General features: G+C 67.4%; 18 protein-coding genes. 5 read left to right on the forward strand and 13 right to left on the reverse strand.

Annotated elements, in window-relative coordinates; translation table 11 throughout:
* Positions 1-4: 4 nt before the first annotated feature.
* On the reverse strand, positions 5-679 hold the full coding sequence (locus ACIQH8_RS04335; RefSeq protein ID WP_400995211.1) for a TetR/AcrR family transcriptional regulator: 675 nt from the start codon (positions 677-679) through the stop codon (positions 5-7).
* Positions 680-807: 128 nt separating this feature from the next.
* On the opposite strand from ACIQH8_RS04335, the gene ACIQH8_RS04340 reads away from it, so the two are divergent.
* Positions 808-1,296, forward strand: coding sequence for a DUF6326 family protein (locus tag ACIQH8_RS04340; RefSeq protein ID WP_400995214.1), 489 nt, complete (start codon positions 808-810; stop codon positions 1,294-1,296).
* A 22-nt stretch (positions 1,297-1,318) separates the two neighbouring features.
* Here ACIQH8_RS04340 and ACIQH8_RS04345 read toward each other — a convergent pair whose 3' ends face one another.
* Entirely contained in the window at positions 1,319-4,408 is a 3,090-nt protein-coding gene (locus tag ACIQH8_RS04345; protein WP_400995719.1) for a hypothetical protein, read from the reverse strand.
* Between the two features lie 228 nt (positions 4,409-4,636).
* Here ACIQH8_RS04345 and ACIQH8_RS04350 point away from each other — a divergent pair, with 228 nt between their 5' ends.
* Together ACIQH8_RS04350 and ACIQH8_RS04355 are read left to right on the forward strand one after the other, a co-directional pair.
* A complete protein-coding gene (locus ACIQH8_RS04350) occupies positions 4,637-5,377 on the forward strand; it encodes a DUF4328 domain-containing protein (protein ID WP_400995217.1) in 741 nt (246 codons plus the stop codon).
* A 47-nt stretch (positions 5,378-5,424) separates the two neighbouring features.
* The gene (locus ACIQH8_RS04355) at positions 5,425-6,447 is read left to right on the forward strand and encodes an LLM class flavin-dependent oxidoreductase (RefSeq protein ID WP_400995219.1); all 1,023 of its coding nucleotides are present in this window, start codon (positions 5,425-5,427) and stop codon (positions 6,445-6,447) included.
* A gap of 360 nt (positions 6,448-6,807) precedes the next feature.
* Here ACIQH8_RS04355 and ACIQH8_RS04360 read toward each other — a convergent pair whose 3' ends face one another.
* Positions 6,808-7,641: an RCC1 domain-containing protein gene (locus tag ACIQH8_RS04360; protein ID WP_400995221.1), complete on the reverse strand. Its 834-nt coding sequence runs from the start codon at positions 7,639-7,641 to the stop codon at positions 6,808-6,810.
* On the opposite strand from ACIQH8_RS04360, the gene ACIQH8_RS04365 reads away from it, so the two are divergent.
* Positions 7,631-7,762 (forward strand): hypothetical protein, encoded by a 132-nt coding sequence (locus tag ACIQH8_RS04365; RefSeq protein WP_400995223.1) that lies wholly within the window; start codon positions 7,631-7,633, stop codon positions 7,760-7,762. The two genes, ACIQH8_RS04360 and ACIQH8_RS04365, sit on opposite strands and share 11 nt — an antisense overlap.
* A gap of 110 nt (positions 7,763-7,872) precedes the next feature.
* Here the strand turns inward: ACIQH8_RS04365 and ACIQH8_RS04370 are convergent, their stop codons facing one another.
* The 9 genes from ACIQH8_RS04370 to ACIQH8_RS04410 all read right to left on the reverse strand — a co-directional run bounded on the left by ACIQH8_RS04370 (position 7,873) and on the right by ACIQH8_RS04410 (position 17,626).
* Complete coding sequence (locus ACIQH8_RS04370; RefSeq protein WP_400995225.1) at positions 7,873-8,739, reverse strand: GyrI-like domain-containing protein; 867 nt, start codon at positions 8,737-8,739, stop codon at positions 7,873-7,875.
* Positions 8,740-8,870: 131 nt separating this feature from the next.
* Complete coding sequence (locus tag ACIQH8_RS04375; protein ID WP_400995228.1) at positions 8,871-10,238, reverse strand: class I SAM-dependent methyltransferase; 1,368 nt, start codon at positions 10,236-10,238, stop codon at positions 8,871-8,873.
* On the reverse strand, positions 10,235-11,569 hold the full coding sequence (locus tag ACIQH8_RS04380) for an FAD-binding oxidoreductase (RefSeq protein ID WP_400995231.1): 1,335 nt from the start codon (positions 11,567-11,569) through the stop codon (positions 10,235-10,237). The genes ACIQH8_RS04375 and ACIQH8_RS04380 overlap by 4 nt, the downstream gene beginning before the upstream one ends.
* A gap of 132 nt (positions 11,570-11,701) precedes the next feature.
* Positions 11,702-12,088, reverse strand: a complete 387-nt coding sequence (locus ACIQH8_RS04385) for an ATP-binding cassette domain-containing protein (protein WP_400995234.1) — start codon at positions 12,086-12,088, stop codon at positions 11,702-11,704.
* Positions 12,089-12,274: 186 nt separating this feature from the next.
* Complete coding sequence (locus tag ACIQH8_RS04390; protein ID WP_400995237.1) at positions 12,275-13,594, reverse strand: GTP pyrophosphokinase family protein; 1,320 nt, start codon at positions 13,592-13,594, stop codon at positions 12,275-12,277.
* A 145-nt stretch (positions 13,595-13,739) separates the two neighbouring features.
* Positions 13,740-14,330: a Swt1 family HEPN domain-containing protein gene (locus tag ACIQH8_RS04395; RefSeq protein WP_400995239.1), complete on the reverse strand. Its 591-nt coding sequence runs from the start codon at positions 14,328-14,330 to the stop codon at positions 13,740-13,742.
* On the reverse strand, positions 14,327-14,938 hold the full coding sequence (locus ACIQH8_RS04400) for a DUF5343 domain-containing protein (protein ID WP_400995242.1): 612 nt from the start codon (positions 14,936-14,938) through the stop codon (positions 14,327-14,329). Before ACIQH8_RS04400 ends, ACIQH8_RS04395 begins: the two co-directional genes overlap by 4 nt.
* Positions 14,939-15,179: 241 nt before the next feature.
* A complete protein-coding gene (locus ACIQH8_RS04405; RefSeq protein ID WP_400995244.1) occupies positions 15,180-16,412 on the reverse strand; it encodes a hypothetical protein in 1,233 nt (410 codons plus the stop codon).
* Between the two features lie 146 nt (positions 16,413-16,558).
* Positions 16,559-17,626: a hypothetical protein gene (locus ACIQH8_RS04410; RefSeq protein ID WP_400995245.1), complete on the reverse strand. Its 1,068-nt coding sequence runs from the start codon at positions 17,624-17,626 to the stop codon at positions 16,559-16,561.
* Positions 17,627-17,822: 196 nt separating this feature from the next.
* On the opposite strand from ACIQH8_RS04410, the gene ACIQH8_RS04415 reads away from it, so the two are divergent.
* A complete protein-coding gene (locus ACIQH8_RS04415) occupies positions 17,823-18,422 on the forward strand; it encodes a hypothetical protein (protein WP_400995246.1) in 600 nt (199 codons plus the stop codon).
* A gap of 554 nt (positions 18,423-18,976) precedes the next feature.
* On the opposite strand, the gene nrdF is transcribed toward ACIQH8_RS04415, so the two are convergent.
* A complete protein-coding gene (nrdF, locus tag ACIQH8_RS04420; RefSeq protein ID WP_400995248.1) occupies positions 18,977-19,996 on the reverse strand; it encodes a class 1b ribonucleoside-diphosphate reductase subunit beta in 1,020 nt (339 codons plus the stop codon).
* Positions 19,997-19,998: the final 2 nt, after the last annotated feature.

The following is a 19,998-nucleotide window of genomic DNA, read 5'->3' on the forward strand; positions in this document are numbered from 1 at the left end:
CGGGCTACGCGGACTCTCTCAGCGGCTCGAGAGCGGCGAGGACGAGGTCGAGGCCGAAGATGAACTCGTCCGCCGGGTCGAACCCGTCCGTGACGAGCGCCGCGGCCGATTCGTTGAGGTGGGGGAACTCGTCGGCGGGAAGCTGGGGCAGGTAGACGTCCTTCGCCATGCCCGCGATCTCATCGGCGGTGTCGAACGGGAGGCTGGCTTCCTGGAGGGCGAAGCCGTAGACGTAGCTGTCGAGCAACCAGTTCGCGTGCACCGCCATCGAGAGCGTGAAGCCGGCCGATCGCAGGCACGCGAGGACCGCCTCGTGGTGTCGGAGGTTCGCGGGCCCCGGCGAGGTCCGCGATTCCATGAGGCCGATCGCCCACGGGTGGCGAGCGAGAACGCGCCGGGCGGAGAGCGCCCGCTGTCGGATCGCCGACTGCCAGTCGGTCCCCTGGGGCGGGAACTCGATCTCGTCGAACACGACATCGACCATCGCGTCGAGCAACTCCTCCTTGTTCGCCACGTAGTGGTAGAGCGACATCGCGCCCACGCCGAGCGTGCGTGCGAGTCCGCGCATGCCCATCCCCTCGGCGCCCTCGCGGTCGGCGAGACGGATCGCCTCGAGCACCACTCGCTGTCTACTCAGCCCGGCGTCTGGTGTGGCCTGGCGTTGTTCCTCCGCTGACATGGTCTCCTCGCCGGCTCGGACGTCTTGACAATCGTACAGCGTACGAGCAATAGTACAGCGTACGACGTACGGTGTACGAACCTCCCGCCGACGCGGCGGAAGGACCGCCCCCCTCGAAGGAAGAACCGATGACCAACCGAACGAACACCTCGAACGCGCTCGACGACCGGCCCATCCCCGTGCAGGCGAAGCTCGCCGCGGCATGGACCGGCTTCATGTTCCTCTACGTCTACGTCGACGTCCTCAACTTCTACAAGCCCGGCGTCGTCGACGACATCCTGGCGGGCGTCGTGTTCGAGTTCGATGTCAGCCCGACGCTGCTGACCGTCTTCCTCGTGACCGTCTCGATCCCGGCTCTGATGGTGATCCTCTCCGTCGCGCTTCCCGCCCGGGTGAACCGCGTCACGAACCTCGTCGTGGCATCGCTGCTCATCCCGTACTCGATGTTCAACGCGGTCGGCGAGTCGTGGGACTGGGCCTTCTTCTACGGAATCTCCATCGGACTCGAGTTGCTGATCCTGGCGTTCATCCTGCGCTCCGCCTGGGCGTGGCCCCGACCGCCGGCCGTGGCCAGCGGTTCCGCGGTGACCGACGTGCGACAGGGCGTTCGCCGGTAGGCCTCCGTTCGACGGCCGGGGGCTACACGCGCGCGGTCTCCCGCGCGACGGCAGGCATTGCCCGTCGGCTCCGGCGAGCAACGGGCGGCAGCGTCGCGTCCGCAAGCCCGCACGCGGCGACGACCGCGCCGATCACCGCGATCCAGAGCGCCGTGTCCTGGGGGATGTCGAGGTACACGGTGATCCCGAGGATCCGCGAGAGCCCCCACGGGAGCAGTGCCATCTGGTCGTTCCAGACCGTGAGCGCCGCCTCGAGCCCGATGGCGGCGACGAGCCCGGCGACGGCCGCGACCGCGGCGCCCGAGGCGGCGACGACCACCCCGACGGCGCGTCGCACGCCGAGCGGGCCCGCGATCGACCATGCCGCAGCGACGAGCACCCAGCCGAACAGGGCGAACGAGACGACGACGTACGCGCTCCGCTGCACCTCGTCGGTCCAGAACCCGAACCAGTAACCCCCAGGACCGGATGGCACGAGCACCGCCGCGAGCAGGGCGACGCGCAGCAGTGCCGCTCCGCCGGCCGCGGCGACGACCGCCGGCCACGGCGCGCGCAGCGCGCGCACGATCACGACGAGGACGACGGCGAACACGAGCCAGGCGCCGAGCGTGGCGACGAGGTGGGCGGGTGCGGCGAACCAGGTGAGGATGCCGCGGCTGACCGCGAGCGCCACGGCGGGCACCACGACGAGCGCGACCCGCTCGCCGGGCCCGAGGTCGCGCACGACCTCCGGGGCGCGCCACGGACGGGTGCCGGCGACCCACGTCGCGCGGGCGACGGTCGCGAGCGGCAGCCGTCGCACGCGCTCGCTCCGGGCCGCGATGCCGTAGCCCAGCCATCCCGCGACGAGCACGAGGAGCGCGAGGGCCGACCAGCCCATCGCGGGGTCGCGCTCGGCGCGCTCGGCGCCGAGTCGGGCCGCCTCGAGGTTGAAGGCCGGATGGTACGGGTCGCCGCCGTAGACGGCCTCGTGCTCGGCGGCCGAGGCCCGGAACGCGGCGCGTGCCGCCTCCCAGTCGGCGCGGGCCTGCGTCGATCCCGTGTCGTGCCATTCGGCGTTGCGGAGGACCATCGTCCGGTAGTCGGCGAGCATGCCGAGCGTGTTCGCCTCGTAGTCGAGGGCGTCGAGGAACTCCTCGCGCATCGACGGATCGTGCCAGGTCGCGGCATCCGTCGCTTCGATCGAGGCGCGCATGCGCTCGACGGCCTCGAGCGCACGTTCGCCGCCGCCGATCGCCCCATCGAGTTCGTCGCGCGAGATCGCGTAGATCACGTCGAGCGACGCGCTGTCGCCGGTCGGGATGTCCCACTCGAAGATCCACATCATGGGCGGCGGCTCGAGCCCGATCGCGAACACCCTGCGGTCGGCGAACGGACCGATGTAGAGCCCGTCGGTGATCGCCTCGCGCGAATCGGCCATCGCCGCGCCGATGGCCTGCACGGTCGCCGGGTTGTCCGAGAACCACCGCCGTGCCCAGTCGGCGGTGATCGTCGCCGGGTCGAGCGACGGGTCGCGCGCGAGCCGCACGGCGAGTTCCGTGTTCAGCTCGGCGAGCTGCCAGAATCCCGCCTTCAGCTCGAGCGAGAGCGGGCCGGCGCGCCACGGACCGCCGTCCTGCGTCCACGTCCAGATGCCCTCGATGTTCGGGTTGGCGGCGAGGAGCCGGTCGAAGACCCCGGCGTAGAGCGGGCCGAGGTCGTTCGGGAAGGCGCCGAAGTTCTCGAACTCCCGGCGCGACTGGAACTCGATGATACGGCGCTGGTCCCCGACCTCGAGGGTGTCGTTGATCGGCAGGTGGCTGTAGAAGTCGCCGAGCGAATACTTCGTCGAGACGATGAGGCGGTCCGAGTCGATGCCGTCGAGCACGGCGTGGTACGAGTCGGCGTTCGTGTGCATGTCGCCGACGGCGCCGACGCCGACGCTCCAGGTGCGGAAGATGAGTTCGCGATCGGCGCGCTCGGCCTGCACGAGCAGCGTGGTGAGCATCGCCCGCACCGCGTCGACGGTGGTCACCGCGAGCGTGCTGCGGTAGTCCCACTCGGGGAGGTCGTAGACCTGGCCGGCCTCGCCGATGCGGATGAGCACGCCGTCGATGTACGGCATCTCGCGGTAGAGCTCGTCGAGCCCGGCCGCGTACACCTCCCAGAACTCGGGGTCGTCGGTGGCGAACCCGCCGAACCGGTCCTGCAGGTACTGCTCGAGCGGGGTCGTGACGACGAGCATGTCCGTGCGCAGGTACACCTGCAGCCCCGCCGCGCGGGCCGACGCCCACATCGAGCCGAAGGCATTCCGCATCGCGAGTGCGCGGGCGACGTGCTCGTCGTCGGGCGCGTAGACATCGGTGCCGTCGCCGACATCCGAGAAGGTGAGGTACTCGAGCAGGCCCGGCACGGTGATCGCGGTGTAGCCCTCCGCGAGCAGGTGCTCGACGTACGCGTCGAACTCGACCTGCGCCTCGGCGAGCGCGACGTCGTCGATGTACGGCGCGTCGGCGAGGATCACGTCCTCGAACGCGCGGGAGTTGTGCGAGTAGTCGGTGCCCGCCGAATGGGCCGCCTCGTCGACGGCGACGCCGACCGCGCCGAGATCGGCCATCCGGAACCCGAGGCGCGAGGTCACCGTCTCGCCCGCGCGCTCGTCGACCGGCCGACCGTCGCGCACCGCGGAGGCGAGGTCGTAGACCCCGCGGATGGCGCCCGCCTCGGTTCGCCCGATGACGGTGAGGGCCTCACGGGTGCCCTCGAGGCGGTACGTCTCGTCGCCGGCGGCAGTGGTCGCCGCCGCGTTGTCGTCCGTCGGCGCGTCGATCGAGGCGTCGACACGGACCGACAGGGTCGCCCGACCGTCGGTGCGCGGCGCCTGCGTCACCGCGTCGTCGAGTTCCTCGAGTGCGGCGAGCAGGCGCGGGCCGTCGGGCACCTCGGAGCGCACGAACACGGGCGGCGCCGCGAACTCCACCGGCTCCGCGACGGCGGCCGTCTCGGCCGGGACGTCGGCGGGCTCCGAGCGGATGCCGAGGGCATCGGTCAGCGCGACGGCGATCCCGGCGCCCAGGGCGAACAGGATCAGTGCGGCGATCCCGACGCGCAGGATCCGGCCGGGGTGCGTCATCACGCTGGGGAGCGTAACACCCACTGGGACGATCGTCCCAGTTCCTCGATCCGAGCCCCGAGCACCCGCATCAGGCCTCGACCCGCTGCCGATCGGCGGTGGTGAGGGGCGTGTCCCAATCGTGATCCCGACGGCGTCGACGGATCGCTACAGTGACTCGCGACCCGACCGTAGAGGGCTGTCCGGATCGCACACCCCTCCACGACCCCGACCCGAGGAAGCCCACCCATGACCACGACCCCTCCCCCGGCGACGACGCCGTCCGACGGCTCGCAGCCCGCCCCCAACGAAATCCCGGCACAGCCCGGGCAGGGCGAGCACGTCCCGGCGCCCCGCGCGCTCGGTACGCTCGCAACGGCGACCCAAGCGCTCCTGATCGTCTGCGGCGCCCTGTCCGCCGTGACCATCGCAACCGAGCTGTTCGGTATCGGAGCGGTGTCGGGCTACCTCGCCGGCGACGGCGCGGCCATCGGCGCGATCGAGGCCTACGACCAGACCACGGCGCTCGTCAGCATCCTCGCCAGTGGCGCCTTCATCACCACGGGGGTGCTCTGGGCCATCTGGCAGTACCGCGCCGCCAAGCAGGTCGTCGGCCGCACGCGACGTTCACCCGGCTGGCACGCGGGCTCCTGGTTCGTGCCCATCGTCAGTCTCTGGTTCCCCTACCAGAACATCTCCGATCTCTGGCGTGCCGTCGGTCTCTCGCGACCCTCGTGGCAAGCCGTCTGGTGGCTGCTCTTCCTGGGGAGCAACTTCGCCATCCAGATCTCCACCCGGGCCTACCTGGCCGCGGAGACGCTCGAACAGTTCCGCGTCGCGATGTGGATGAGCCTCATCGGCGAGGTCCTCCTCCTGGCGGCTGTGCCGCTCGCGTGGATGGTCGTCCGCGGGATCACACGCGGCATCCTCGATCGCGCCCGACCGGTCGTCGGAGCGGGCGGCGATGACGTCGCAGCTCCGCCCGCCTGACGGCTCGGCGTCGGAATGCCCGGCCGCGACAGGCGTTGAAGCCCTGTATGAAGCGCATCGGTTTCCTCTCGTTCGGCCACTGGTCGAACTCGCCCGGCTCGCAGACGCGATCGGCGTCCGACGTGCTGCTGCAGTCGATCGACCTCGCGGTCGCGGCCGAGGAGGTCGGCGCCGACGGCGCCTACTTCCGCGTGCACCACTACGCGAACCAGCTCGCGAGCCCGTTCCCGCTGCTCGCGGCGGCGGGTGCGAAGACGAGTCGCATCGAGCTCGGCACGGGCGTGATCGACATGCGCTACGAGAACCCGCTCTACATGGCCGAGGATGCCGGTGCCGCCGACCTCATCGCCGGCGGCCGCCTGCAGCTCGGCATCTCGCGCGGGTCACCCGAGCAGGTGATCGAGGGCTACCGGTACTTCGGCTACGAGGCGCCCGAGGGCTCGACCATGGCCGACGTCGCCCGGAACAACGCGACGGTCTTCCTGCAGGTCATCGACGGCGCGCGGTTCGCCGAACCGAACCCCCGCCCGATGTTCCCGAACCCGCACCCGGGCCCGCTCGGCATCCAGCCGCAGTCCCCCGGCTTGCGCGACCGCGTCTGGTGGGGCGCCGGTTCCGACTCGACCGCCGTGTGGGCGGCCGAGCAGGGCATGAACCTCATGAGCTCCACGCTGAAGGAGGATGAGTCGGGCGAGCCGTTCCACGTCCAGCAGCGCAAGCAGATCGAGGCGTACCGCGCCGCCTGGGCCGAGGCCGGCCACGAGCGGGAGCCGCGGGTCTCGGTGAGCCGTTCGATCTTCGCCATCGTCAACGACCTCGATCGCCGGTACTTCGTCGGCGGTGGCGACCGGTCCGACCAGTTCGGGGTGATCGACGACTACCGCGCGGTCTTCGGGCGCAGCTACGCCGCCGAACCCGATGCCCTCGTCGAGCAGCTGCGCGAAGACGAGGCGATCGCCGCCGCCGACACCCTGCTGCTCACCGTGCCGAACCAGCTCGGCGTCGACTACAACGCGCACGTTCTCGAGTCGATCATCACCCACGTCGCGCCGGCGCTCGGGTGGCGGTGAGCCCCGGCGCGGGCACGCCATGAGATGACGGTCAGATGCGCGAGGCCATGATCACGCTCGACGCGACCATGAAGACGATGAAGGAGACGACGGGTGCTGCGGCGGCCAGGACGATGGCCACGATGCCGAATGCACGTCGCGCTCCTCGTGGACTGGATCGAGCGTCGCACCACGGGTGCGCAGGTGCTCAGTGCGAGCGTCCACTCGCCGCAGGGTGGTGAGGTCCTGTTCGAGGACTCCCGAGGTGGATGCCGCAGGACGACTCCCTGACCACGACGCGGCCGGTCGGGCACGCCGCTACGAAGGCCGCCACGAGCGGACTGATCGCCCTCGACTGAGCGACCGCGCGGACGCGGCCGCTCAGGCGAGGGTGGCGATCCAGTCCTGGAGGGCGGAGCGAGTGATGCCGAACCGGGTGTGCCCGGAGCCGAGGCCGGCGGCCGCGATGATCTGCGCGGCCGAGCAGCCACCCGTCTCGGCGACGGTGAAGCCGGAGTCCGTGCCCTTGGCGTCGATGAAGATCCCGGCGGCATCCGCGAAGTACCGGTTCGCCTTCAACTGCGCCGGCCGATCGGCATCGCCGGCCAGCACCGTGCCGGGGCACACGTCGACACTGTCGGCGACACCGTCCCCGTCCCCGTCGATGCTCAGGCCGAACGGACCGGGCTGGTCAGCGGCTTGCCCATATTGGTCCAAGCCCCAGCAGTCCGCGGCACCGGCCGGGGTCAGCCCGCACGTGTGGCCAAACCCGGCGGCGAGCTGGGTGTACGGGCCGGGCTGGTCAGCGACCTGCGCGATTCCGTTGTCGCCCCAGCAGTCCGCGGCACCGTCCGCGGTCAGCCCGCACGTGTAGAACAACCCGGCGGCGAGCTGGGTGTACGGGCCGGGCTGGTCAGCGGCCTGCCCGGATTGGTTCGAACCCCAGCACTCCGCGGCACCGGCCGGGGTCAGCGCGCACGTGTGGTCAGGTCCCGCGGCGAGATGGGTGTACGGGCCGGGCTGGTCGGCGGCCTGCCCGTAGAAGTTGTCTCCCCAGCAGTCCGCGGCACCAGCGGGGGTCAGCCCGCACGTGTGGGAGCCCCCGGTAGCGAACTGGGTGTACGGGCCGGGCCGGTCGAGGGCCTGCAGGTAGGAGTTGCCGCCCCAGCAGTCCGCGGCACCAGCCGGGGTCAGCCCGCACGTGTTGCTCGCCAAGCTGGGCGCCGCGGGGCTCGCGGTCCGCGGCGAGCCGCGTTTCGCGCGGTTCAACCCGCCCATCACCCCGTGGTTCCTGCGCCACAACGAGGTGCAGGTGGAGGTGGAACCCGCCGCCTGATGTGGCGCCGTACATGCCGGTAGTCCGCACAACGACATCCGCCTCGAGTCATGCACAAGCCGCCGCGCGACTCCGGCACAATCGAGCGCGCGTTCGCAACTCGTCGCGGCTCACCCCCGCTCGACCGGCAGCCACAGCTCGGTCGTCGCCGTGCTGAAGTCATCCGCCCTTTCGAGCACCGCGACCATGGACGGCCCCGGCCGCAGGCGCCACGGGTTCGAGGGGAACCAGTCCGCGGCCGTCGCCGCCCACGTCGCCTGCAGCTCGTCCGGGTACGCCCCCGACGACCGGAACACCGCCCACGCGCCATCCGGCACCTCGATCACGTCGAGCTCCTCCGGCACGGCCGTCTCCGTCGCGACCGCGACCCCGTGCAGGTACGTCAGCTCACTGCCCTCGGCGTAATCGGGGTCCACGTCGGCGCTCACCTGCAACAGCCCCGCCGGTTCGGTGTCGCCGAGCGCCTTCAGGCGCTGGTGCTCCTCGGGCGGCAGCGCGGCGATATGCGCCTGGATGTGCGGGTTGGGCCCCTGGTGGATGAGCGGCACGCGCGCGGCGTGGCCGACGAGCAGGAAGGCCGGTCGTTCGGCGATACGGGTGTCCATCGTGGTGTTCCCTTCAACGGTCAGGCGGAACCTGAGCTGCGGTTGCGTCCGAAGGGGTCCACCGTCACGGCGCACATCACCCGGGCCGGCGCCGTGCACCGCCCGGAACGCGCGACCGAACGCCTCGGTCGAGCCGTACCCGAACCGCACCGCGATTCCCAGCAGCTCGCCGCCGCCCAGCACCTCGGCCGCCGCGACCGTCATGCGCCGCCGCCGGATGTACTCCGACACCGGCATGCCCGCGAGCGACGAGAACATTCGCCGCACGTGGTACTCCGTCGTGCCGAACTCGCTCGCCAGTCCGGCGACATCGATCTCCTCGTCAAGGTGCTCCTCGACCAACTCGACGAGCCGGTTCAGCGCTGCGATCACGGTGACTCCCTTCGCACTCCAGCCTGATCATCGGTCGTCGGCCGCACCCGACTATCCCGGTCCGATCCGATCGTCTCGCGAGAGCAGCGGATGTCGCATCCGCTCCATTCACGTCCTCGACTGGGGCCCGACTACGCCGTCCACCACGGCCGCAGCGGCAGGTCGCCGACCCCGCCGCGGTCGTCGGGCTTCACCGCGAGCACCTGGTGCAGCTGGATGCCGCCGCGCTCGAACTGGAGCCGCGAGCCGGCCATGTAGAGACCCCACACCTTCGCGGTCGGCAGGCCGACCTCGTCGACCGCCTGGTCCCAGTGCTCGACGAGGTTGGCGCACCAGTCGCGCAGGGTCAGCGCATAGTGCGGGCGCAGGTTCTCCTCGTGCAGCACCTCGAGGCCGACATCCTGCGCCTCGGTGATGATGCGCCCCGACCCGGTGAGCTCCCCGTCGGGGAAGACGTAGCGGTCGATGAACCCGTGCGTCGAGGGTTCGGACCGGTTGTCGGGGCGGGTAATGCAGTGGTTGAGCAGCAGCCCGCCGGTGCGCAGCCGCGACTGCAGGAAGCGGAAGTACTTCGCGTAGTTGCGCACCCCGATGTGCTCGAGCAGCCCGATCGACGACACCGCGTCGAACCCGGTGTCGGCGATGTCGCGGTAGTCGCCGTGCCGCACCTCGGCGAGCTCGCCCAGGCCCTCCTCGGCGATGGCGCGCTGCGCCCACGTGGCCTGCTCCTCCGACAGCGTGACGCCGACGACACGGATGCCGCGGCGCGCCGCATAGCGCACCATCCCGCCCCAGCCGCAGCCGACGTCGAGCAGCCGGTCGCCCGGCGCGAGCCGCAGCTTCTCGAAGACGAGCCGGTACTTGTTCTCCTGGGCTTCGTCGAGGGATGCGTCGGGGCGCGGGTAGCACGCGCAGGTGTAGGTCATCGACGGCCCGAGCACCCACTCGTAGAAGGTGTTCGACACGTCGTAGTGATGGTGGATGGCCTCGGCATCCCGGGCCTTGCTGTGCCGACGCCCCGTGGCGACCCGACGCCACCGCGGCGGCGCCTCCCCCGGCGGTGGCGCGATGGGCCGCAGGTGCTCGACGCCGATCGAACGGAGGATCTGCGCGATCGCCCGTGGCGGCGGCATCCGGAACACCAGCTCGTCGGCGAGCGCCCGCAGCAGTTCGTAGGGGTCGCCCGGGTGCACGCCGTGGATCTCGAGGTCGCCGGCGATGTAGGCGCGCGCGAGGCCGAGGTCGCCGCGACCGGTGGCGAGGTAGGTCGTGCCGCGCGGCGTCTTCAGCTCGATACCGAGCGGGGCGTCGGGCGGGCCCGCCGAACTGCCGTCGTAGGCGGTGAACCGCAGCGGCAACTGCCCGCCGGCGACGAGCTCCAGGATCTCGGCGAGGGTCAGCTTGCCCGAGGCATCCGCCGTCGTGGCATCCGCCGTCGTGGCATCGGCCTTCGTGGCATCCGTCGCCGACCCGGGCCCGCGCTCCTTGAACGTCGTCATCGTCGTTGCACCGCCTTCGCGTAGAGGTCGAGGAGCCGTGAGTCGGGGTCGTACCGCCGCTTCGCGGCGCGGTAGGCGTCGCCGCCGTAGAGCGCGTCGAACTCGTCGCGCGGGTAGAAGGCGTCGGAGTACAGCGACTTGTGCCCGTCGAGCGCGCTGACCTTGTGCTCGATCCGCCGGTTCGTCGCACCCTCGGTCGCGCGGACCGGCACGGTCGACCAGAAGCCGACGTTCACGTAGGTGCGGTGCGGCTCGAGCGGGTACAGCGGCCAGTCGGTGTCGTCGCGCGGTCGCAGCGGGCACAGCCAGATCGGTTCGATCGGCACCTCGGCGAGGAACCAGTCGAGGAACTCCGCGGTCCGCTCGATCGGGATCTCGACGTCCTGGATCACGCGCTCGCGCGGCGGCCGGCCGCGGAACCGTTCGATGCGGTTTCCGATGTCGTACCGGCGTTCGAGCTTCATGAGCTTCCAGTACGCGCTGCTGCGCCGGTAGCGCCGCGGCCAGAGCCGGCGAACGAGCGGATGCTGCGCGCCGAACGCCTGCGAGCACCAGAACCAGTCGGTGTCCCACCGCCACAGGTAGTCGTGGATCGTGAGCCGGTCGTGCGTCGCGCCATCCGCATGCTGGATGGAGCGGTAGAAGATGCGCTGGCCGGTGTAGTCGCTGGTCGGGCCGGATGCCGCGGTCCGCACACCCACGCAGAGGTAGCTCTCGTCAGCGCTGAAGACGACCCCGTCGAGGTAGTCGACGCGCGTGCCGTCGAGGGCGCCGGTCTCGACGATGCGGTCCATCGTGTCGATGAGGTCGGCAAGGGCGTGGAACCGCAGGTGCGTGAGCGCGACGAACGGCTGCACCGGCTCCAGCTCGATGCGCAGGCGCACCGCGTAGCCGAGCGTGCCGTACGAGTTCGGGAACGCGCGGAACAGGTCGGCGTGCTCCGTCGGCGACACGGTCACGACCTCGCCGACGCCGGTGAGGATGTCGAGCTCCAGCACCGACTCGTGCGGCAGCCCGCTGCGGAACGACGTCGACTCGATCCCGAGCCCCGTGACCGCGCCGCCGAGGGTGATGGTCTTCAACTGCGGCACCACCAGCGGCGCCAACCCGTGGGACAGTGTCGCCGCGACGAGATCCTCGTACGTGCACATGCCGGCCACGTCGGCCGTCCGCGCCTCCGCATCGACCGCGATGACCCGCGTCAGCCCCGACGTGTCCAGGCCCCGCGCTGCGACCCGCTCGCGCGACCGGAACAGGTTCGACGTCGGCTTCGCCAGCCGCACCGTCGCCGTCGACGGCACGGCCCGGTAGCTCTCCAACAGGCGCTCCACGCCGTCAGCGTGAGCGGCTCGTGCGTCAGTCGCAGGAGCGGACACACCCTCACGGTAGTCCCGAGAACCCGCCGGCCGCATGTGGTTGCGACGCCCCGGATGCTCGCACGCGCCGGCGCGGGAGCCGTCGACTCACGCGGAAGCGTCGTTCGTGCCGGTGAATCGGGCGAGCAACTGGCGCGTGCGTTCCTGCTGGGCCTGGTGAAGAACTGCTCGGCAGGTGCCTCCTCGACGATGGCGCCGTGGTCGAGCAGCACGACCCGGTCGGCGACCTGCCGCGCGAACGGCATCTCGTGGGTGGCCATTAAGAATGGTGGTCCCGTCGGCCGCGAGCGCTCGGACGGGGCCGAGCACCTCGTCGACGAGTTCCCGGTCGAGGGCGCTCGTCACCTCGTCGAGCAGGAGCAGGCTGGGCCGTGTGGCGATGGCCCGCACGATCGCGACCCGCTGGTGCTGGCCGCCGGAGAGCCGGTCGGGATAGGCATACGCGAACTCGAGCAGCCCGATCGACTCCAGCAACTCCCGCCCGCGACGTTCCGCGGCGGCGGGCGCTGTGGGATCGAATCCGATCCGTAAACAGTCGTTGCCGGCTTGCGGCGCCTCGCGTGCGATGCCTGCTCGCTCGCTTCGTGCCCCATACGAAAGATGCGAGGTGGCGGAGAGTCGCGTGCATGCCCAGGTGTACCGGGATCAGGACGCACTCACTCATGTTCCGTCGTCTGGGAACTCTATGGATCGCGACAGGTCTCGCAGCCACGCAGCAGCTTCCCTCAGCCGTTCCGGCGGAACGTCGCCGGCTTTGCCGTGAAAGACGCGATTGCGGAACTCGCGCATCATCCTCAGTTCCTCGTATTGCTGTGACGTGATGAGGTGCATGTCGGCGAGAGCTCTGAGGAGGACCGATAGCGGAGGCAACCTCGTGTCGTCGGCGGGCACAATTGCCTTCAACTGAGATTCGAACAACACCCAAGAGGCAACAAACTCGCCGAGCGCCAAAGTCTCGGGGGATTGGGTCTTCAGCTGTTCGACGGTGAGTCCCAGCTTCCCGGACTTGCCACGGGACGTCGACATGGCCCGCAAGTAGGCCTTGTAGCGCGCTTCGTCGCCTGAGAGCATCAGGTCCGCGAGCTGCGCCGCCACCGGTCGGTGCTCGAAATCCCGTTCCAACAGCTTCAGATACGGTTCCACCGCAGAGGCGGTGGCGGAGTCCTGGTCGGCAAGGTAGCTGAAAAGCACATCGACACGTCCCAGCGTCGCGTCCGTGAGGTCGGCTCCGAGCGCGGAGAGTCGAGTTCGGAGGAACTCGGCCAGCTCGTAGTGGTCTCTAAAGGGCGTCTGCGCGGCGGCAACCCTCTCATCGCCCGCTTTCTGAAGTTGCTCAAGGGCAATCTCGCCAGCAAGGATCAGCCCATTCAGCTGGTCAAGCAGCGCATACTCCGACGCTGACAGAGCTCCGTCCAACGGCTTGTACACCAGGTCATGTTCGACCTCCGACCACGCGTGCATGAGCACGGACGCCACCTGCACCTCGATGAGAGCCGACGCGTATCGCTCCTCCCCTGCGGTGAGACGCGCGTCTGGAATCAACACACGAAAGTGCCGCGCACCGTAGCCTGAGAACCGTCGCAGACGTGCGATGCGCTGTGTCGATGATGCTTCGTCGCGTTCTGACGCCCGAGGGCTAGGCGCAGGACTAGCAGAGTCGCCGTTATTGGGAAACGACTTTGCATGGCGCACATTGAAGATCCCTCTGATAACTCGCTCAACTTCGTCCATCTGACCCGGGAAGTACAGTGCCACGCGTACACCGGCAAGATCAGCGATGTTCTCACGGATAGCCGATTTCGAGCCGTAGGGTGTCATCTGATTGCGCACGTTGAGCTTATCGAGGAGCCGATCTACTGACTTGGCTCGGCTTGTAACGATCGCTCGTACCCCGGAACTGGCCAGTTCGGCTTCGAGCAGGCTGCGGGCCGTTCGGGCTGCCGCGTCCCAGTAGTCAACCTCGCGCTCGTACTCGCTCACGAAATCTTCAATGACACCCACGCGACCCCCAAGACCTGCTCCCAGCGAAGAGTGTAGGGGACCATCGCAGACCTCTCCCTCGAGTCGACGCTCGGGTCCTGGCAGTTCGGCTCCCGGACCTTCGCACCTGGTGGCCGCCTTCCGCTCATTCCATTAGTCGGTAGAAGTCACGCACTGCCAGGTGAAGGCGCACAACCTCGTCTTCAGCCAACGGAGCGCAATGAGCGATCGGTCCGCGCAATAGGTTCAGGCTACTCAGCACCTTCTCCATTCCGCGCTTACTGTTGAACGTCGCCCCGAAGATGTCCCAGTTGACTTTGAGGATCTCACCGAGTTCACCGAAGGTTGTGTAGTCGATCGGATGCGATGATCGCAGCGTTACGCCATTGTCTTGTTCACGCCTCTTGTTGTTCTCAACGGACGTTTTGACGTTTTCCGGACAATGCTCATCCCACCATGCCTCTCCGAACGCATCTTCGAGCTGGGACTCGATCATGTCTCTGATCTCGTTCTCGAGGCAGTAGAAGATCTGGTAGTAACCGGACATCTCCGCCGCCTGCTGACGCAGTTCCGCGGGGAACTGGAGGTAGTAGCCTTCCTGGGAGACCGCCTCCTCGTCCGCTTCGGTGATCACGATCGGATCGACGTTGTGTCGTGTCGCTATTTCCTCCAACTCAACCTGCACGAGTTGGCGACTCATGTGCATCAGCTGGAGTTGGTCGGCCGACCTAGTCACAGCAGGTGCTCCTTCAAGGATCTGAAAATCGCGTTGAAGACGGTGATGTCATTCGTGTTGGGCAAGTTGATGTTGATCGTGTAGCCGAACCTGACCCCGCCGCCCCCATCGCCAGCCGATGCACGAGTTACTTGCGGGACATCCTCTGCCACAGACTCCTGGCGTTCCTCGGGGGCCTGCAGAGGAGAATCGAGCAGCGGCCCGAAGGTCGCAAATTGCTTTAGTGCCTCGAACGTACCCGACGTTGCCTTCACTGTGCTCGAGCCGGCCTCTGAGCCCGTGATCTCCGTGATGAGCCCCTCAAGCTTTCGCCGATCGAGCTTGTCGGCGTACTCGTTCCGCTTGAATAGTGGCGCGTACCCCGTGCGGATTGCAGCGGCCATCGCGCCGCGGGATTCATCCTGGCTCCCCCGGAATCGCTTGTAGACCTCGGTCGGCGTTCCGTCCGAGTTTAAGAGTCCTAAACGCTTTGCGAGCGGAATGAAGGGCTTTGCATTGCCGCCGGCGAACCCAAGCACCGTCCCCAAGTAGTCCTGAGAGAACCGGTCAGGTGTCGCGGCTTCGCGGATCTTGTTGAGGATCTTCGGAATCACGCTGGTGGACATCATGTAAGGAAGCGTTTCGGCCACGCGCCCCCCTCGAGTCGGCGAGTTTTACTCATCCTATCGAGTTGTAACCGCGCGCTACGACGTAATGCGCCGCTACAAATATCTTCGGCGCAGTGTAGACCGTGCTAACCCCCGTTGATGCACGGGCGCAAGCTGTGCCCACGCGCCCCTCGGCGGGGCGTGAGCTTGTCGTCTCCCGCCTAGTGATCGGGCGGGAAGCAGTCCCTGTGACTACTCGGCACTATCTCTCATTGCGCAGCGTGATCACCTTCGCGTTCCAGAGCACGAAGTCCACCATCCAGTCGCGCGCCTGTGCGAGAAGGGCAACGATTACAGCGTCCGACTTCTTCCGCCGCCGCAACCCAGCCTCACCGACTACCGCCATGGCAGTTGCCGGGTAATTCTTGAGGAGTCTCGGAGTGGACAGCTTGTCCATCACGAACTTCTCTAGGCCCACCATTGCTTCTAGCGACTCAGTTGACTCCTGAAAGGACGGCCGATAGCCCGCGTGCACCACTCGGTGCCTGAGGTTGGCCGTTTTCGCAAACCATGTCGCAACTGGTCCGGTGCCCGTCTGGGTCCACTGGCCCCCGAGTCTGGGGTGATAGTCAGTCTTCACCCGCCCAGCGAGCCCGCGGCCATCGAAAAGAGCGGCGGCCTCCTCGGGGGCCATACCCTCTGACCAGACCAGGTGCAGGAGGAGTGTCTCCAGAAACACCTCCGAAGCAGTCGCGCAGAGGACGGCCGCTGTGCCGTATTCGCCGCGTCGTAGAGCCCCGTGCGCCTCTCGGCGGAGGTCAACGTAATTGAGAAACGGTGTGAGCTCGGCGCCTATGGCCCACTGGGTGCGGCGCCACTCCTCCGCCGTCAATGGCTTGGCAAGCTCCATCTCGGGAGGCGCGCTATGCATGATCATGACCCCGCTTTCAGACTTCCCGACCACGTCGCCAGCCGAACGCAGCCGCGCCCACGGCAGGACCGGCGGGAGCTTTTCCCGCTGGATGACGGTCACAGGGCGTTTGGTTGCGGCGTGATAGCCGCGTTGGACCATGGCGATGGCGTCCAGCGCCCGGTCAAAGCCGACCTCTACGCGCCGCGCGTCGGGAAGTTCGCCGGGGGGATAGGCAACAACCGCTTGCATGACGGTCACAGCAAGCTCAAGCGGCCTATCCGTCGCCGCCTCGTGGGCGATGCTGGCTAGAGCTGGGGGAAGCACCTCCTTCATCACGGCGAATGCAGCATCAGTGCCATCCGGGCTAGGCCAGGGGTAAAGCCGGTGGTGGGGAATAAGAAGGACGACCATCACGGGGTCGCCAGGAACCTCGCCCTCCTCGGGGAATGAAAAGGACAATGGATTCTCCGGCTCTTCCGGGATGGCGATCTGTTCGGGTAGGGGCAAGAACCAGTGCACTTCTACGTGCTCGTTCCACGCCGCGGGTGATTCGGCATCTGTGCCGCCATCGACGGAAGTCATGGCGCCGAGCGTACCCGCAGGACGCGACAGTGAATCGGCCGCAAACTTTTGGTGCTGCTGTCGGAGGCGCATCCCACGCTTTGCAGTGACGGGTCGGTCAGCGAGCACGGACCGTGCCGATGCTTGAGCACTCTGCCAGTGCCTCGTCACAGCTCAAGGCGTAGAGCTGATCCACTGCGCGTGATCTTCCAGCCAGCGGCCGAGTATGTGTTCACGGAGTTGAATACTTCGAGGTTGTCCTCAAACTTGCTGACTATGAGCACCGGGCCGCGGGCAAGTGCCGAATTCAAGGTGGGGCGCAGCTGGACGACGTCGCTGTAGGACACTCGACCTTCCACGTACAGAACCACTTCGGAGCAGTCGGCAGCGAACGTATGCGGAGCGCCGCCATTCGTCATCCTCTTGTAGGCGACAACTTCGCTGCACGGACCGGGTGCTCCGTCGCCAGAACGTACATCTGTGAGCGTCCAAGTCGTCCCGGAGACATCCGAGTGTGACGCGAGGCGGAACTGCGCATTCCAGGAGTCGGTCCATGACGCGACGCCGACATAGCCACCCTTTTCGCTCTTGGTGCCGAGAAGCTCGGAGACTCCGAAGTGACCCGACGGACTGCCGTGCGTCATCTGAACCTTGGCACCTCCGGTCTGCAGGATCGCTGAGGTAGCTGAGCCGTGGCGGCGCGCGTTGTCCAAGAGCTCGAACACGAGACGTTCCGCCGCGCCCTGAGCATCGCCACCCCATGCAGCTGACACCCCGGCCGCTTCCAGAAAAGAGTGGATCGATTCCACGGACAGGTCGCTGACGAGGTCGAACCGAATCTCGAAATCGAAGAGTTTCGGAAGGCTACCGTCCGGCCCCGCAGTCTGGTCTCGGCGAGCCTCTTCTGCGCGTGACTCTTTCCACTGGCGAAGGAGGTCGGCTGTGAAGATGGAATCGTTGCGATCGATTGCCGCCGCATCCTGCCGGCAGAGCCAGATTCCGTTGTCGAAGTGCTTCCTTTCTCTTTCAGACTGATTCTCGTCGTAACGAGCGCTCGTGGGCGTCCTACCAAGAATGTGTGCTGCTTCACCGAGGTTTGATACCCCGCTCTTCGTGGAGGAAGATCCGGCTATCGTCGTCTTGTCGCACCACGGTGCAGAGCACTTGTAGCCAGCCCAAGCGGCCAAGCGGTCCCGAGTGTTCTTGCTGAACTCACCGCCTTTGGTCCTCGACACGGGAGCAAGTCTGCCCGAGAAACTGTCAGGTGTTGTGAATGCGCGCGGTCAAGGCCCGACGAGGGCTTGCCCCGAGCGACGAGCGTTCGCGTCGTCCAGCGAGCGAGATGTCTCGCTCAACGCCGCAGACATTCCGGCACCGCCGCCTACGTGCTCGCCTCGTCCGGATAACATTTCGCAGTGCAAAACTGGCGCGGTGGATATTGACCTGCTGGAAGCCTTGCCGCTCGCTGATCAATGGACGTTCGTCCGTGGTCGAATCGTGGAGACGTCGGTTGAGCTCGATGCCGCACTGCGGGGACTCCATGCTCAGCTCAGAGGGCTGGACAGTGTCGAGGCGTTGCTGTCTGCGCCTGTGAACTGGACGCAGGCCGTCGACCAGTGCCGAACCATGACGGCATGCGCGGCGGTCGATGAGTCAGCCATTCGAGCTGCGATCGGCAAGGCACTCGATGAAGCGGCGATCGCCTACGAGAGACGCAACCGATATATGCATGACCTCCTCACCGCGGACCTCGCCGACGAGTTGCTCCCAGACCCAACGCTTATCGATAAGCGCAACGAGTACTACCTTCTGCGGCTTAGCTCGAAACAGAACTCCGCCACCGTCACACACGTCGTTCTGGACGACGCGATCGGCACGGTCAACGCGCTCGTGGCCGCGATGTGGAAGGTTCGAGCGGCGCGTGGCTACCTTGCCGGACAGACGACCTGGAGGACTGCACTCCTGGGTGAACTGGAGGGCGATTGGCACGGGACCGCGACCTGGACGTACGGCGGCTCAGACGACGACTGAACGCACGCCGGCGAGTCGCTAGACGACACGGGTCTCACGGTCGAAACCATCCTCGGTTGACACGTCGCGAGGACCCGCCCGCACAACTTGCACGCAGTGGAACCTTATCTGAAGCGCATTCTGGATCCAGCTCCGACACTAGGCGCCGACGGTCATCCCGGATACGGCCGCCGCTCCAGGTACGGCCTCGACCCTTGCGATGGTCCGCAGGTCCGGCCAGGACTCGCCCGCGAGGACGTGGTGCAGGGGCCCCTCGTCCACGCCCGCGTCTCGCGCAACCGATCTGTCGCTGCGCTCCCCCACCGCCGGACTGACGTTCAGCACGAAACTGACGGGCGAACTCGGCTGCCTTGTCCGCCGAGATCGCGCCCGGCCACGCCTTCCGATTTGCCCGGCTTCTCGCGAGGCTGCCGCCGCTGCTCAGGCCGCATCACAGTTGAAGCTGCATACATCCCAGTAGTCCGTTGGATTCACGAACCTCGATCAGGTCAAGAATTCTGAACAGGGTCAACTTCGATGAATCCGTGGGTCGACTACCGGGACGTTTCGCCGCATCAGAAGTCCCAGTCCTCGTCCTCCGTGTTGACGGCCTTGCCGATCACGTACGAGGAGCCCGACCCCGAGAAAAAGTCGTGGTTCTCGTCGGCGTTCGGCGAGAGCGAGGCGAGGATCGCCGGGTTCACGTCGGTGACCGAGGAGGGGAACATCGACTCGTAGCCGAGGTTCATGAGGGCCTTGTTGGCGTTGTAGTGCAGGAACTTCTTGACGTCCTCGGTGAGGCCGAGACCGTCGTAGAGGCTCTGCGTGTACTGCACCTCGTTGTCGTAGAGCTCGTAGAGCAGCGAGAACGTGTAGTCCTTGATCTCGTCGCGCTTGGCCTGGTCGACGAGCTCGAGTCCGCGCTGGAACTTGTAGCCGATGTAGTAGCCGTGCACGGCCTCGTCGCGGATGATGAGCCGGATCAGGTCGGCCGTGTTGGTGAGCTTCGCCCGCGACGACCAGTGCATCGGCAGGTAGAAGCCCGAGTAGAAGAGGAACGACTCGAGCAGCGTCGACGCGACCTTGCGCTTCAGGGGCTCGTCACCGCGGTAGTACTCCATCACGATGGAGGCCTTCTTCTGCAGGTGCTCGTTCTCGACCGACCAGCGGAAGGCGTCGTCGATGTCCTTCGTCGAGCACAGCGTCGAGAAGATCGACGAGTAGCTCTTCGCGTGCACCGACTCCATGAACGCGATGTTCGTGTACACCGCCTCCTCGTGCGGGGTCAGCGAGTCGGGGATGAGCGAGACCGCGCCGACCGTGCCCTGGATGGTGTCGAGCAGCGTAAGGCCGGTGAACACCCGCATCGTCGTGGTCTGCTCTTCGGGGGTCAGTTGGTTCCACGACTGCACGTCGTTCGACAGCGGCACCTTCTCGGGCAGCCAGAAGTTGTTCACCAGGCGGTTCCAGACCTCGAGGTCCTTGTCGTCCTGGATGCGGTTCCAGTTGATCGCGTTGACGTGGTCGACCAGCTTGACCGGCGCGACGTGGGCCGGGTCGTTGGTGGCCGAGTTCACCGGGTCGGTGAGAGTCATCC

Source organism: Agromyces sp. GXQ0307 (genome assembly GCF_044769845.1).
Classification (GTDB): domain Bacteria; phylum Actinomycetota; class Actinomycetes; order Actinomycetales; family Microbacteriaceae; genus Agromyces.